Origin of the sequence: Phytopseudomonas seleniipraecipitans (assembly GCF_900102335.1) — a bacterium.
In the GTDB taxonomy this organism is placed as follows: domain Bacteria; phylum Pseudomonadota; class Gammaproteobacteria; order Pseudomonadales; family Pseudomonadaceae; genus Aquipseudomonas; species Aquipseudomonas seleniipraecipitans.
This window is the reverse complement of the sequence record NZ_FNBM01000005.1, coordinates 145,726-160,345: the sequence shown is the minus strand read 5'-3', so window position 1 is coordinate 160,345 and position 14,620 is coordinate 145,726. Positions and strand designations below refer to the sequence as shown.

Genomic DNA, 14,620 nt, shown 5'->3' with positions numbered 1-14,620 from the left:
ATCCGCCATGTCACATACCTTCTGCTTTCACCTGCTACCGGGATTTTCGATGATGGGCCTCATGTCGGCCATCGAACCATTGCGGGTCGCCAACCGTTTCCATGCACCGCACTACAGCTGGCGCCTGCTCAGCGACGACGGCGCCGCAGTGCAGGCCAGCAACGGTATGTCGCTGAATGTCGACGGCGCGCTGGATGGGCCACTGAGCGATGTCAGTCTGTTCGTGGTCGCCGGTTTCGAGCCCTTGGCGGGCTTCACGCCTCAGTTGGCCTCGCGCCTGCGCCGCGCCGAGCGTGAATGCCGGGTGCTGGGGGCCATCGACACCGGCAGTTTTGTGCTGGCCGAAGCCGGGCTGCTGAAACCAGGCCAGCGAGTGACCCTGCATTGGGAAGCGCTGGATGCTTTTCGCGAACGTTATCCACAGCTGCAACCGACCCAGGAACTGTTCGAGATCGACGGCCGACGCATCACCAGTGCCGGCGGCACCAGCAGCCTTGACCTGATGCTCGGGTTGATTGCTCGCGAGCATGGCGAGGCCCTGGCGATTCAGGTCTCCGAGCAATTCGTGCTGGGGCGTATCCGCACGCGCCTGGATCATCAGCGCATGCAGATCACCAGCCGCTACGGCATCCACAACCGCAAGCTGGTGCAGGTAGTCGGCGAGATGGAGCGCAGCACTGAGGCGCCCCGCTCGCCCGGTGAGCTGGCGGCTGCCGTCGGCATCACCGCCCGGCAACTGGAACGGCTGTTCCGCCACCACCTGGGCAGCACGCCGGTGACCTTTTACCTCGGTGTGCGCCTGGACAAGGCCCGTCATCTGCTGCGCCAGAGCGACATGAACGTGCTTGAAGTGGCACTGGCCTGCGGCTTCGAGTCGGCGTCCTACTTCGCTCGCCGCTACCGCGCCCGCTTCGACGTGAGCCCACGTCAGGACCGACATGAGGCAGCGCCAGCTCCCTCGTCGTGACGGTGCACATCACGGAACATCACCTACACGGCGCACCGCTCACCGCTTCACGATCACAATCGTAGGCAAAGCAGCGTTAGTGACGCGCCCCGCACAGCTACGCCACCTTTCGTCCTGCTCCGCTCTGATCGGCTAGTGCGAAAACGGTTAACCCATCCACGCCTGATCGGCGGAAGCCTTACGCCTGAGCAAATGCAGTATCCTGCGTCTCGTGCTCGATCACTGCCAGAATTGCCTTGTCTCTCATCACCTCCAGTAAAAGTCTCCTCGCGCGAATCATTGCCTTGATGCAACGGCATCCCGGCGTCATCGCTGTGTTCGGCTTTCTGTCGGGGGTTGCCAGCTTTGTGCTGGTCGATCGCCAGGCCGGGTTGGCCAAGGTGGTGGCCCTGGTGATGCTGGTCAGCTGGCTCTGGCTGATTCTCGAGAACATGCTGCGCGAGCGCATCGCCGCCCGCTTCGGCTTCGAGCTGCCGCGCCCGCTGCTGCGCTACGCGACGCAGATGATCCACCAGGAAAGTCTGTTCTTCGTCCTGCCGTTTTTCTTTATCACCACCACCTGGAACAGCGGCCAGCTGATGTTCAGCGGGCTGCTGGCCGCTGCCGCGTTGGTGTCGATCATCGATCCGCTGTACTACAAATGGTTGGCGCCGCGACGCTGGATCTTTCTGGCGTACCACATGCTGGCGTTGTTCGCCGCACTGCTGACGGCGCTGCCGATCATCCTCAAGCTGAACACCACCGAGAGTTATCAGCTGGCGCTGGCAGCCGCAGTTGTGCTGTCGTTCCCCAGTCTGTTCAGCATCATCACCGTGCGCAAATGGTGGCGGGGCCTGTTGCTGATCGGCCTGACGCTGGCCATCGGTGCTGCCGGCTGGCTGGGGCGCGTCTGGGTGCCGCCGGCCACGCTATGGCTGACCGAAGTGGCAATTACCACCGAGTTCGACAACCAGAATCGCTCGCCTGGCAAAGGTCTGGAAACGCTCACCGTCAGCCAACTGCGCAGCACCGGTCTGTACGCTTACACGGCGATCAATGCACCGCGTGGCCTGGACGAGCGCATTTATCACGTCTGGGAGCACAACGGTAAGGAACTGGAGCGTATCGCCCTGGACATTCACGGCGGCCGCGAGAAAGGCTATCGCGCCTGGACGCACAAAAAGAACTTCCCGCAGGACGTGGAAGGTAACTGGCGAATTCAGGTATTGACCGAGGCCGGGCAAATGATTGGCGTGCTGCGCTTCGAGGTCACACCGGATGCCGGTGCGCCGGCGAGCCCCGCAGCAAAGCCGGAAGAAGCGCCGTCAGACACGCAGGAGCCACAAGCGGCACCTGAAGACCAACCTGCTTCCCAACCTGAGTCTGAGCCCGAACCGCCGGCCGAGCCCGCCCCTACGCCTGAGCCGCCCCTCGAAGCGGAGCCCGAGCCAACGGCTCAGCCGACCCCACCAGCGGGCAGTTGAGCAGCGTCATACACTGCCTTCAGCCGAAGAACCAGTAGCAGACACTGATCGCGGCAACCACGCCGGCAAACTCTGCCAACAGCGCGCAGCCCACGGCATGGCGGGCTCGCTGGATGCCTACTGCGCCGAAATACACCGCCAATACATAGAAGGTGGTTTCCGTACTGCCCTGGATGGTTGCTGCAGCCAGCGCGGGGAAGCTGTCGACACCTTGGGTCTGCATGGTTTCGATCAGCATCGCCCGGGCGGCGCTGCCCGAGAACGGTTTGACCATCGCGGTGGGCAGCGCATCGACAAAGCGGGTGTCCCAACCACCCCAGGCCACCAGCCAGCGAATACCGTCGAGCATGAACTCCAGCGCTCCCGAAGCCCGCAGCACGCCAATCGCGCAAAGCATCGCTACCAGATACGGCAGCAGACTTTTGGCGACGTCAAAACCTTCCTTGGCGCCTTCGATGAACTGTTCGTAGACCTGCACCTTGCGCAGCGCACCGATGACCAGAAAGGCGACGATCACCCCGAACAGCGTCAGGTTGCCGAGCAGTGATGACAAGCCGGCCAGCGCCGTGGCGGACATGCCGGCCAGCAACGCCATGAAACCGCCCAGCAGCAAGGCTCCCGGCACCATATAAGCCAGCACGACAGGGTCCCAGATGCGCAGCCGCTGCATGATGGCGACCGAAAACAGCCCGACCAGGCTCGACGCGCTGGTGGCCAACAGGATCGGCAGGAATACCAGGGTGGGATCAGGCGCCCCTTGCTGGGCGCGGTACATGAAGATGGTGACGGGCAGCAGAGTCAACGACGACGCGTTGAGCACCAAAAAGAGGATCTGCGCGTTGCTCGCGGTGGTGCTGCTCGGATTGAGCTCCTGCAAGGCACGCATCGCCTTGAGGCCGATGGGCGTGGCGGCGTTGTCCAGCCCCAGGCCGTTGGCAGCGAAGTTCATGGTGATCAGACCAAGGGCCGGGTGACCGCGCGGCACTTCGGGCATCAGCCGGGCAAACAAGGGGCCGAGCAAGCGCGCCAGGGCATCGACCAAACCAGCTTTTTCGGCAATGCGCAGCAGCCCGAGCCACAGGGTCAACGTGCCGAACAGCAGCACCATTACCTCGACGGACAGCTTCGCCATGGCGAACAAGCTTTCCACCATCGCTGCAAATACAGCCGGGTCGTCGGCCAGCAGCCATCGGCTAAGCCCCGCCACTGCCGCCACCACGAAAAAGCTCAGCCACAAGCCGTTGAGCATAAATCACCCCCTAGAACATAGCGGCCGATGATAGCGCGGCTGGGCTCGAGAAGTGGCAATGCCGATTCGTTTGCGGTGTTGTGAAAGGAGAGCTTGTTGCTGTCTTGCAGATGGAACAACGGCGCCAGAAGGCGCCGTCAGCAGCATCAGTACCAGTCGGGATCTTTCTTCAACTGTTCCTGAAGCAATTGCTTGATCCCATCATCCGGCTCACCGAGCCAGCGTAGGTCAGCATGCTCACTGGGCGTCTTGTCCTTGGGTAAACCCTCAGGCAATTGAACCCAGAGCGCATAGGCATCGTCCTTGTCCCAACTGAAGGCGACATAGAGGCGCTGATGGGAGCAATTGGATGCCTCACACAGCTGACCGACCAGATACTGGTCACCGTCTTCCTCCAACGTCTTCATGGGAGTTGCCTCGCCGCTGAGGTTGATTACCCATTCGGGTAAGCGTTCCTCATCATGAATCAGTTCCTGCCACGCTTCGCGATAGTCCGGGTTACTCCCGAGCAGCTCGTTCAGGCGGAATTCGCCATCCGTGTTTGCAGCCAAGGCCGCCGCGCTACCGCCCAACATCAGAGCGGCAACGAGCGTCTTGAATCGATTCATCGTCATGGTGTGCCTAGCCCCGAGGGCGACGGCCCATGATGAACGAAACGATAAACATGACCAGGAACACCACGAAAAGGATTTTCGCGATACCTGTGGCAGTGCCTGCGATACCACCGAAGCCCAATACGGCAGCGACAATGGCGATGATCAGAAAGGTAATGGCCCAACTCAGCATGGCGTTTCTCCTTGGTTTTTTAAGATCTAACGGGTGGAACAGTTGAAAGAAATTGGTTGGCGCTTCAGAACACCCAGCGGGTTTGCTTGACCGGTGCTTCCACGGTATCTGCACGTACCCAGTCGCCGGTGCTCTGCGTGCTCACAGTCTGCAACCCAGCGGATGCGGCATGGGCGGCTGCGTACTGGAAGCTGGCCTGCTGAACCTGGCTGGACACGGTCACGGTGGCGGCCTTGGGTTCTGGAGCTTTCATCAACGACACGCTCATCAGCAGAAACACTACTGCCGCAACGGCAAGAATCAGCATCTGGATGTGGGCGCGGTGAAGGTTCATGGGAAGCTCCTCAAATCGTTGTTGTACGCCGTAGCGTTCAAATTCATGAGAAGAGATTGCAGCCAACGTGCCAGCTTTTTGAAAAAATAAAATTCTTATTAATCAATAGCTTACAAAATAAAATCATTTGCCATCATTGGCATCCTGCACGATCACCAGTTACCGCTCGGGCGTAATGCACGACCCAAAACCGGCACCTCCCTGTGCCGAGTCGCTTACATGCCGTGCTTGAGGTCGCGGATGCGGTCATGACAGGCACGGATTTTCGGCATTTCTACGGCCAAAAGCGCACGTACGTCGGGTTCGGCGCTTTCCAGGGCGTCTTCGAACGCTTCGAGAATGCGGTCCTCCGCTTCCTCAAGCTGCGCCACGTAGGTGGCTTCTTCATCACTCGAGAGCGTGGCGCGAGCGTCGGCGTAAGCTACGCGCAGCTTGCCGACCACCGTGCCGTGGGTGGTTGGCTCTTCATGACTGGCAGCGATTTTCACCGACAGTGCCTGGATCACCTGGTTCTTGGTCTGTGCCATGTCGTGGAACAGTGCCTGCAGGCGTACATCCTTGACCTCATCATGGGCATGTTCATAGAAGCGTTGACCGTCACGGATGATGGCGATCAGCTCATTCAGTTGCTCAGTCTTGTCACTCATGGTGATGTTCCTTTCTCGATTTAGGCAGCGGCGCTGGCGCCCTGCATGACTGGCGGTGGCAAGACCACCTTCCTTGAAACGCTGTTAACCGGTGATGCGCAGCGCGTCGGCATCAACGCCACGCACGCCACGAATGTTGCGTGCGGTTTCCACGGCCAGGCGTTTTTCGGCGTTACTCAATACCGTGCCGCTGAGGCTGACGAAGCCGTCTTTGGTATCGACCTTGATATTCAGTGCATCGAGATTGCGGCTATAGAGGAAGCTCGACCTCACCTTGCTGTTGATCCACGAGTCGCTGATCGAAGCGGCAGCGTCGGTGGCGGCGTTCTCGGCTTCGGCTGAGGTGCTGTCAGCCGTGCTGATGCTCAAGTGGTTGTGTACCTCACGGACCTCCGGGGTGTTGGCCACCAGCTCGCCGGCCAATTCCTTGGCTACCGGCGTGCCGGCGTTGCCGCTCAAGCCCACCACGCCATTTTCTGCGCGCACCTGAATGTCCAGGCCGTCGGTATTGCTGTTCCACAACAGCTTGGACTTAACGGTAGCCGCCAGCGTGGCGTCATCGAAGCGCTGGGCCAGACTCTTGTCGGTCGGTAGTCGGGTCTGGACGTCGACCGGGGATACGTCGAGCGCCGGGTCGATTTCGAGGTCATTACGCACCTCGCGCACGCCCTCGATGATGCTCGCCAGTTCCGCGGCCAAATCGCGCTCCGCAGTGCTTTCGACCACACCACGCAGGGTGGCGACGCCGTCTTCTACGGAAACGTCGATGTCAAAGGGGTTCAAATGTCGATTGAGAGCGAATGCCGTATCGATGGCACCCAGCTGCCGGGCATCGCTCAACTGTCCGGAATTGCCCCCTTCAGCCGCCTGTGCGAGCGGAGCCAGGGTCATCAGACCTGTGATGGCAATGGCCAGTGCGGATTGTCTCAACAGCATGTAACGGCTCCTGTTTAATGCAAAAAAGCCGCATTAGAGCGGCTGAAGAGTTATCGCAAGCGCTATGCCAGCCGCCCAAAAAAATAAAAACCAACTAAAATCAGTCGTTTAAATCGAAGACGTAGCAGCTGACCGCTTGCACGATGCAAGATCGCGTCATACTGGCCGTGCAACTTGCACGAAGATTTCTGGACTAATCTCTGCCATTCACCCCCATGGAGCATGAAATGGAAGCAACAGGTCAGAGCGGGCGCATCCTATTGGTCGACGACGAAGCGGCTATCCTGCGCACTTTCCGCTATTGCCTGGAGGACGAGGGCTACCAAGTCACCACCGCCAACAGCGCGTTGCAGACCGAGTCGTTGCTGCAACGCCAAGTGTTCGACATGTGTTTTCTCGACCTGCGCCTGGGAGATGAAAACGGTCTCGACGTACTGGCGCAAATGCGCATCCAGGCGCCCTGGATGCGCGTAGTGATCGTCACCGCGCATTCGGCCATCGACAGTGCCGTGGATGCCATGCAAGCCGGCGCCGCCGACTACCTGGTCAAACCGTGCAGCCCGGATCAGCTGCGTCTGGCCGCTGCCAAGCAGCTGGAAGTCCGCCAGCTGTCCGCGCGCCTGGAAGCGCTGGAAGGCGAAGTGCGCAAGCCGAGCGACGGCATCGATTCGCACAGCCCGGCGATGATGGCGATTCTGGAAACCGCCAGGCAGGTCGCCGCCACCGACGCCAACATTCTGATTCTCGGCGAGTCCGGTACCGGTAAGGGCGAGCTGGCACGTGCCATTCACGGCTGGAGCCGCCGCGCGAAGAAATCCTGCGTAACCATCAATTGCCCGTCGCTCACCGCCGAGCTGATGGAGAGCGAGCTGTTCGGTCACAGTCGCGGCGCCTTCACCGGTGCCAGTGAAAGCACCCTGGGTCGCGTCAATCAGGCAGACGGCGGCACGCTTTTTCTCGACGAGATTGGCGACTTTCCGCTCACGTTGCAGCCTAAATTGCTGCGCTTCATTCAGGACAAGGAATACGAGCGCGCCGGCGATCCGGTCACTCGTCATGCGGATGTGCGCATTCTCGCGGCCACCAACCGCGACCTGGCCGAGATGGTCAAGGAAGGGCATTTCCGTGAAGACCTGCTGTATCGCTTGAACGTCATCACCCTGAACCTGCCGCCTCTGCGCGAGCGTGCCGATGACATCCTGACCCTCGCTGACCGCTTCCTGGCCCGCTTCGTCAAAGATTATGCGCGTCCCGCCCGCGGCTTCAGTGAAGAGGCGCTGAAGGCGCTGCTCGATTATCAGTGGCCTGGCAACATCCGCGAATTGCGCAACGTGATCGAGCGCGCGAGCATCATCTGCCCAGGCGAATGGGTGGAGCTGGCTCACTTGGGCATGAGCGCGCCGACAACCAACAGCGCGCCACGGGTGGGTGCCGATCTCAGCCTCGAAGAGTTGGAGAAAGCGCATATCGCCGCGGTTCTGGCCAACAGTGAAACGCTCGACCAGGCTGCCCGAACGCTCGGCATCGACGCTTCGACGCTCTATCGGAAACGCAAGCAGCTCGGCCTATGAAACTGCGCAGCAAGCTGTTCCTGAGCACCACTGCGCTGCTGACCGTTGCGCTGTTGGGCCTGATGCTGGGAATCTTCAGCGTGCTGCAGCTGACTCAGTCGCAGAACCGCACGCTGGCACACAACCTGAACGTGATCAGCGACAGCCTCGATTTGCGTCAGGAGCTCGGCAAGCAGCTGTTTCTGGTGCTGGGTGAGCGTTTCGATGAGCAGGCGCTGCAGACGCTACGCACCTCCGACCAGAACTTCCGACAATGGATAGATCGGGCGCTGGCACAAAGCCCGACTGATGGTGATCGCCAGGCAATCCTCGACATCCAGTCCGCCTACCAGAAATTCAGCCTGCTATTGCAAGATCCACAGGCGGTACGCAACGACCTGCTCAACAACGACGAATTCGCCAATAGCATCGAAGCCGTGCGCGATCGCCTCAATGCCCTGCAGGTCAGCTATGTGGCAGCGGTGCAGGCCTCTGAGGCGCATGCTCGCGAGCGTGCCTGGCTGATCGCCGGGCTGCTGGGGCTGGTGGGCCTTGCGGTACTGGTGATCGGCTTCATCACGGCCCACAGCATCGCTCGCCGGGTCGGCCAACCCATCGAAGCGCTGGCTCGCGCTGCCGACCAGATTGGTCAGGGTGATTTTCAGGTGACCCTGCCGATTACCCCGGTTGCCGAACTGTCGGCGCTGAGCCGCCGCTTCGGTCTGATGGCGGAAAGCCTGCGCCATCTCAAGAGCAGCAACGTCGAGGCATTGATGTCCGAGCAGCGGCGCCTGCAGGCGGTGCTCGACAGTATCGACGACGGTTTGCTGATCTTCGGCCGCAATGGCCTGCTGGGGCATTTCAACCCGGTCGCCCAGCGCCAGCTCGGCTGGGACGATCAGCCGCTTGGCCAGAGCCCAAGCCAGGCGCTCGGCCGCCCCGAGCTGGATGAGCAACTGCAGCACGTGCTGCAGGGCCACAGCCTGGACCAGCGGCTGGCTGATCTGCAGGTCGAGGCGAACGGTGAGCTACGCCTGCTCAGCTACAGCCTGACGCCGGTCAGCCACAGCGAAGGACATATCCTCGGCGCCGTGATGGTGCTGCATGATGTCACCAAACAGCGGACCTTCGAGCGAGCGCGCAACGAATTCGTGCTACGCGCCTCCCACGAGCTGCGCACGCCGGTGACCGGCATGCACATGGCCTTCGGGCTGCTGCGTGAGCGCAGCAAATTCGCCGCCGAATCCCGCGAAGCCGACCTGGTGCACATCGTCGATGAGGAAATGGAGCGCCTGGTGCATCTGATCGAGGACTTGCTGAACTTCTCCCGTTACCAGAGCGGCGTGCAGAAGCTCGAGCTGGCGCCCTGCGACATTCCCGAGTTGCTCGGCCAGGCGCTCAAGCGGCACGCCGGCAAGGCGCAGGCCGCTCACGTCGAGCTTTCACTGGAAATGGACGAGGTGCTACCGCGCACTCATCTGGATCGCGCGCAAATAGACCGCGTGCTCGATCATCTGCTCGACAACGCCCTGCGCCACAGCCCGGAAGCCGGCACCATCCGACTCTCGGCACAACGCCAGGATGATCGCCTGTTGATCAGCGTGGAAGATGACGGCGAGGGCATTCCATACGGCCAGCAGGCCAGGCTGTTCGAACCCTTCGTGCAGGTCGGCCGCAAAAAAGGTGGCGCCGGGCTTGGACTGGCATTGTGCAAGGAAATTGTCCAGTTGCACGGTGGCCGCATCGGTGCTGAATCCCAGCCCGGCCAGGGCGCCCGCTTCCATCTGGCGCTGCCGCTGTAGACCGCATCGAAGCCGGTGCGCAGCTAATAAATGCTCACTGGCTCCTTTACCGCGTGCTACGCCTTGCCCATACGGTTGAGCACCAGCAGTAGCGCGGCTGTCTCCGCATCCGGCTGGCCGTCGTAAAGCGCTTGCCGGTATTTCATCTGGAAGGCGCGGATCACGTTACGCGTGGCGTCATCAAGCTCGCCGGTGTTCGGCACCTCGTAACCTAGCCCCGCCAATTGCTGCTGGAACCACGCAACATCCGGCGGGCTGACGGTGAAAACGGCTTGTTCACGCGCCACCATGGCAGCATCCGGCCAGGGCATCAGGCCGGCGTCGGCCAATTGCTTCCAGGGGAACAGCGGGCCCGGATCGACTTTACGCTGCGGCGCGATATCGCTATGCCCAATGATGCTGCCCGGCGGCAGCTGGTGGCGCTGCATGATGTCCTTGAGCAATACGATCAGCGCGTCGATTTGCGGCTGCGCATAAGGCTGCCAGTAACGCCCCTTGGGCGTGTCGAAATAGCCCTGATTGATCAGTTCGATGCCGATGGTGGTGGCGTTCAACCAGGTGCGCCCTTGCCATTCGCTCACCCCGGCGTGCCAGGCGCGGCGATTTTCGTCCACCAGCTGGTAAATGGTTGGCGGCACGGTATTGATCAAATAGTGAGCACTGACCTCTTCCTGAGTAAGCAATTGCAGCGAGTGCGGCAAATCGGTCGAGGTGTAGTGCAGCACGATGTACTGCACGCGGCTGTTCTGGCCGCTGGCGGTATAGCTGTGATCGATACGTGGCCCGCTGCTGCACGCGGTCAGCAGGAGGGCGGATAAGACAAGACTGAGTAATTTCATGGTTGGATATGCAATACGCTCTGAATATTGTCCAGCAGCATATCGACGCTGAGCATGATCAACAGCATGCCCATCAGCCGCTCTACCGCTGTCAGCCCACGCGGGCCTAGGAAGCGCTGCAGGAACGAGGCCTGCAACAGGATGAATGCCGTCGCGGCCCAAGCCAGGATCAGCGCAAGGTACAGCTCCCAGAGCTCACCTTCATGGGTGTTGCGCAAGGTCATCAACACCGCCAGCGCCGAAGGTCCGGCCACTGCCGGCGTAGCCAAGGGCACCAGCATCGGCTCGCCGTCCGGCACATCTCCCAGCACCCCGTTCGGGCTCGGAAAGATCAAGCGCATGGCAATGACGAACAGGATGATACCGCCCGCAATCGCAGTTGCCTCGCGTGACAGGCCCAGGGCACTCAGCACTTTGTCACCAAAGGTAAGGAACAGCAGCAGCAATCCCAAGGCGAACAACAGCTCACGCGCGGCCACTCGCAGACGCCGCTCTGGCGAAACGTTCTTCAACGCGGCGATGAAGATGGCAATGTTGCCGAACGGGTCGGTGACCAGAAAAAGCAGCACGGCGATGCTGAAGATGTCCATGGTTCGCAGTTCCTTGAAAAAGCCGCCCAGTCTAGTGGTTACGGCAGCTGCCGTCAGTCGGCAATGCAACGCCTGTTGCCGGTGAAACAGCCGCCAGTCGCCGCTAGACGGTTCTGAACTTGACATACCTCTAGGCGATCCATATGCAGTCGACTATGAGGGACTTTTCATGCGTGCTCTGCTTTGGTTCAAACAGGATCTGCGCCTCGATGATCACCCCGCCCTGCAGACCGCACTCAGTGCCAATCAGCTGCTGCCGCTCTATGTGCTCGACCCGGCCCTGCTGCAACTCGACGAGTTTGGCAGCCGGCGCATTGGCGTTCACCGTGCACGCTTTCTACTGGAGAGCCTGACCGCCCTCGACAGTGCCCTGCGCCAGCGCGGCTCCAAGCTCCTGGTTGTAACCGGCAAGCCGGAAGAAGTGATCGTGCGGATGGTCGAACAGTTCGACGTGCAGCAAGTACTGACCCTCGATGAGATCGCGCCGCAGGAGCGCGCCTCGCTCGCGCGGGTACGTGAGAGCTTGGGCGGCGTCCCCCTGCGAATAGCCCAGGGCAACGCCTTGTTCAGCGAAGCGGAGTTGCCGTGCCCGCTCGACCAACTGCCTGCGGTATATAGCCAGTTCCGTGCGTTGATCGATGCGCGCCAGTACGTTTTCCAGCCACAAGGTGCGCCTGAGCAGCTGCCACCGCTGCCAGAGAGCGTCGATACCCACGCCTTCAGCCTACCGACGCAATCTCAGTTCGGCCTCGGCGACGCCCTCAGCATCGCGCCCAGTGCATTCCCCTTCTCGGGAGGTGAACTCGCCGCTCAGGCCCGTCTGCGTGATTACCTGTGGGACAGCCAGGGCGTACGTCAGTACAAGGAAACCCGTAACGGCATGATCGGCAGCGAGTATTCCTCGAAGTTCTCGCCCTGGCTGGCCAACGGCAGCCTGTCGCCACGCCGCACGGCTGCCGAGCTGCGCCGCCACGAATCACTCTATGGCGCCAATGAATCCACCTACTGGTTATGGCTGGAGTTGCTGTGGCGCGAGTTTTTCCGCTGCACCTTACAGCGGCACGGCCAGGCGCTTTTCGAAGCCGGCGGCCTGAAGGCGACCGCGCGAGCACCACAGCACATTGACGAGCGCTTTGACCGCTGGACACAGGGCCGCACCGGCATGCCGCTGGTGGATGCCAACATGCGTGAGCTGAGCGCGACGGGATTCATGTCCAACCGCGGCCGGCAGGTGGTGGCCAGTTATCTGGTCAGCGACTTGCAACAGGATTGGCGGCACGGCGCCGCCTGGTTCGAAGAGCATTTGATCGACTATGACCCGGCCAGCAATTGGGGTAACTGGGCCTACCTTGCGGGTGTCGGCAGTGATCCTCGGCTCAAGCGCACCTTCAACGCGCTTAAACAGGCTCGCCAATACGACCCGCATGGTGAATACGTGAGCCTGTGGATACCGGAGCTGCGCAGCCTGCCGGAGCACCTGCGCCATACGCCATTTCTGCTGCCGCACCTGGAGCTCGAAGCGATTCATTACCCGCGGCTGGAGCAAATTCCCGAAGCGTGGCAGCAGCACCTCAACAACGTGGCCTGACGACGAGAGCCGAGCCGGCCTGAGGGGCCGCTCGGTATAGCTGGCAGGCGCCAGCGAGAGGGATTTTTGTTCGGCGACGATCAGCCGCCGGGAGTGAAATGCTTCTGGGTGGTCCCGCGGGCGATCAGCCGTGACAGATAGTCCAGCTTCTGGGGGTCGCGGTCGACGAAACGAAATACCACTTGCAGCCACTCACTGTCCGGCTTGGGCTCGAACGCAGCGACGCTGTGCAGATAGCCATTGAGGCGCGCCACTTCCGAGGACTCGCCCTGCTCCAGGTCCAGCACCGCGCTTTCCAATACTTGCGGAAGCAGTTCGGCGCGCTTGACCACCAACAGCGCTTCCTTGAGGCTCAAGGCCTTGATCACGCAGGCCATGGTTCCGCCTGGCAGGCGCAGCTGGCCCTGGCCACGGCCCGAAGGCGCACTCACAGCCGCTTTGCCAGCCGCAGGGCTGGCGAAAGCTGCTGCCGGCTGTGCGGTAGCCGTTGGGCGCACTACTTCGGCTTTACCGGCGGTCAGTGCCGAGAGTGAATCATTGGCGAACGCTCCGCTGTTGAGCATTTTCGGCGGCGTGGCCGACATCAGCGCGGCCAGTTTGCCGGCGCGCTGCAGGGCCTTCTTGACCTTGGTAATCAGCTGTTCGTTGGAAAATGGCTTGCCGATGAAGTCCGAGACGCCGGCCTGGATGGCCTGCACGACGTTTTCCTTGTCGCCACGGCTGGTGACCATGATGAACGGCACGCCCTTGAGCGACTCCTGTTCACGGCACCACTGCAAGAGCTCGAGACCGGACATCTCGGGCATTTCCCAATCACAAAGAATCAGATCGATCGGGCTACGACCGAGCACTTGCTGGGCCTTGCGCCCGTTGACCGCCTCTTCGATCTGGATACCCGGAAGATGGTCACGCAGCCCCTTCTTCACCAGATCGCGGATAAAGGTGGCGTCGTCCACCACCAATACACTGACTTTGCTCATCGACCACTCCCTCGAATGGTCATTAGCATAGTCGCCAGCACTGGCCTAAGGCCAACACTAAAGCGTAACGCAGCGGCAGCACGCATAGATGAACAGGCCGGAGTGGTCATTCACACATGCGCCGTCCAACAAGGCCGCCAGTATCACTCCTTGGCGCCGCCCTGTACTTCTTCCTGCATGCGGGTCAGGCCGATGTGTTTGACGTCGGTGCCACGCACCAGATAGATCACCAGTTCGGCGATGTTGCGCGCGTGGTCACCAATCCGCTCCAGCGAACGCAGGGCCCAGATGACGTTGAGCACACGGGAGATCGAGCGCGGGTCTTCCATCATGTAGGTGACCAGCTCGCGCAACGCGGTCTTGTATTCGCGGTCGACGGTCTTGTCGTATTGCGCCACCGACAGCGCCAGCTCGGCATCGAAACGGGCGAACGCGTCCAGCGACTGCTGCACCATCTTGCGAACCTGATCGCCGATGTGGCGGACCTCAACGTAGCCGCGCGGCGACTCGCCTTCTTCGGTCAGCAGGATGGCGCGCTTGGCGATCTTGGTGGCTTCATCACCGATGCGCTCCAGGTCGATCACCGACTTGGAAATACTGATGATCAAGCGCAGATCCGAAGCTGCCGGCTGGCGACGGGCAAGAATGCGCACGCATTCCTCGTCGATGTTGCGCTCCATCTGGTTGATCTGGTCGTCGATCTCGCGCACCTGCTGGGCCAGGCCGGAATCGGCCTCGATCAGTGAAGTCACGGCGTCGTTGACCTGCTTCTCGACCAGGCCGCCCATCGCCAGAAGGTGGCTGCGCACTTCCTCCAGCTCGGCGTTGAACTGCTGGGAAATATGATGGGTCAGGCTGTCTTTGTTGATCATCTGTTTCGCTCCGCGAA

At 61.2% G+C, this 14,620-nt stretch carries 15 protein-coding genes; 5 read left to right on the top strand and 10 right to left on the bottom strand.

The features are described from left to right. Nucleotides 1-7: 7 nt before the first annotated feature. Together BLS60_RS12695 and BLS60_RS12690 are read left to right on the top strand one after the other, a co-directional pair. Nucleotides 8-967 carry a GlxA family transcriptional regulator gene (locus BLS60_RS12695; RefSeq protein ID WP_092368584.1) on the top strand — a complete coding sequence of 320 codons (960 nt, stop codon included), beginning with the start codon at nt 8-10 and terminating at the stop codon, nt 965-967. Between the two features lie 245 nt (nt 968-1,212). Then, nucleotides 1,213-2,430: a DUF5924 family protein gene (locus BLS60_RS12690; RefSeq protein ID WP_276325652.1), complete on the top strand. Its 1,218-nt coding sequence runs from the start codon at nt 1,213-1,215 to the stop codon at nt 2,428-2,430. Nucleotides 2,431-2,449: 19 nt separating this feature from the next. On the opposite strand, the gene BLS60_RS12685 is transcribed toward BLS60_RS12690, so the two are convergent. The 6 genes from BLS60_RS12685 to BLS60_RS12660 all read right to left on the bottom strand — a co-directional run bounded on the left by BLS60_RS12685 (nt 2,450) and on the right by BLS60_RS12660 (nt 6,382). Continuing rightward, on the bottom strand, nt 2,450-3,679 hold the full coding sequence (locus BLS60_RS12685) for a nucleoside recognition domain-containing protein (RefSeq protein ID WP_092368579.1): 1,230 nt from the start codon (nt 3,677-3,679) through the stop codon (nt 2,450-2,452). Between the two features lie 146 nt (nt 3,680-3,825). Then, nucleotides 3,826-4,287 carry an inhibitor of vertebrate lysozyme family protein gene (locus BLS60_RS12680; protein WP_420848461.1) on the bottom strand — a complete coding sequence of 154 codons (462 nt, stop codon included), beginning with the start codon at nt 4,285-4,287 and terminating at the stop codon, nt 3,826-3,828. Between the two features lie 13 nt (nt 4,288-4,300). Beyond that, on the bottom strand, nt 4,301-4,465 hold the full coding sequence (locus BLS60_RS12675; protein WP_013789335.1) for a DUF1328 domain-containing protein: 165 nt from the start codon (nt 4,463-4,465) through the stop codon (nt 4,301-4,303). A gap of 64 nt (nt 4,466-4,529) precedes the next feature. Further along, on the bottom strand, nt 4,530-4,799 hold the full coding sequence (locus BLS60_RS12670; protein WP_092368573.1) for a hypothetical protein: 270 nt from the start codon (nt 4,797-4,799) through the stop codon (nt 4,530-4,532). Between the two features lie 215 nt (nt 4,800-5,014). Continuing rightward, nucleotides 5,015-5,446 (bottom strand): PA2169 family four-helix-bundle protein, encoded by a 432-nt coding sequence (locus BLS60_RS12665; RefSeq protein ID WP_092368570.1) that lies wholly within the window; start codon nt 5,444-5,446, stop codon nt 5,015-5,017. A gap of 84 nt (nt 5,447-5,530) precedes the next feature. Continuing rightward, a complete protein-coding gene (locus tag BLS60_RS12660) occupies nt 5,531-6,382 on the bottom strand; it encodes a BON domain-containing protein (RefSeq protein WP_092368567.1) in 852 nt (283 codons plus the stop codon). A gap of 227 nt (nt 6,383-6,609) precedes the next feature. On the opposite strand from BLS60_RS12660, the gene algB reads away from it, so the two are divergent. Both algB and BLS60_RS12650 read left to right on the top strand, forming a co-directional pair. Further along, nucleotides 6,610-7,953 (top strand): sigma-54-dependent response regulator transcription factor AlgB, encoded by a 1,344-nt coding sequence (gene algB, locus BLS60_RS12655; protein WP_092368564.1) that lies wholly within the window; start codon nt 6,610-6,612, stop codon nt 7,951-7,953. Then, the gene (locus BLS60_RS12650) at nt 7,950-9,734 is read left to right on the top strand and encodes a KinB sensor domain-containing domain (RefSeq protein WP_092368561.1); all 1,785 of its coding nucleotides are present in this window, start codon (nt 7,950-7,952) and stop codon (nt 9,732-9,734) included. The genes algB and BLS60_RS12650 overlap by 4 nt, the downstream gene beginning before the upstream one ends. A gap of 56 nt (nt 9,735-9,790) precedes the next feature. Here BLS60_RS12650 and BLS60_RS12645 read toward each other — a convergent pair whose 3' ends face one another. Together BLS60_RS12645 and BLS60_RS12640 are read right to left on the bottom strand one after the other, a co-directional pair. Beyond that, the gene (locus tag BLS60_RS12645) at nt 9,791-10,573 is read right to left on the bottom strand and encodes an N-acetylmuramoyl-L-alanine amidase (protein ID WP_092368559.1); all 783 of its coding nucleotides are present in this window, start codon (nt 10,571-10,573) and stop codon (nt 9,791-9,793) included. Then, nucleotides 10,570-11,163, bottom strand: a complete 594-nt coding sequence (locus tag BLS60_RS12640) for a MarC family protein (RefSeq protein WP_070880998.1) — start codon at nt 11,161-11,163, stop codon at nt 10,570-10,572. The genes BLS60_RS12645 and BLS60_RS12640 overlap by 4 nt, the downstream gene beginning before the upstream one ends. Nucleotides 11,164-11,332: 169 nt before the next feature. Here BLS60_RS12640 and BLS60_RS12635 point away from each other — a divergent pair, with 169 nt between their 5' ends. Further along, nucleotides 11,333-12,751, top strand: a complete 1,419-nt coding sequence (locus tag BLS60_RS12635) for a DASH family cryptochrome (RefSeq protein ID WP_092368556.1) — start codon at nt 11,333-11,335, stop codon at nt 12,749-12,751. An 80-nt stretch (nt 12,752-12,831) separates the two neighbouring features. On the opposite strand, the gene BLS60_RS12630 is transcribed toward BLS60_RS12635, so the two are convergent. Next, on the bottom strand, nt 12,832-13,731 hold the full coding sequence (locus BLS60_RS12630; RefSeq protein ID WP_092368553.1) for a response regulator: 900 nt from the start codon (nt 13,729-13,731) through the stop codon (nt 12,832-12,834). 143 nt (nt 13,732-13,874) lie between these two features. Then, on the bottom strand, nt 13,875-14,603 hold the full coding sequence (gene phoU / locus BLS60_RS12625; protein WP_092368550.1) for a phosphate signaling complex protein PhoU: 729 nt from the start codon (nt 14,601-14,603) through the stop codon (nt 13,875-13,877). Nucleotides 14,604-14,620: the final 17 nt, after the last annotated feature.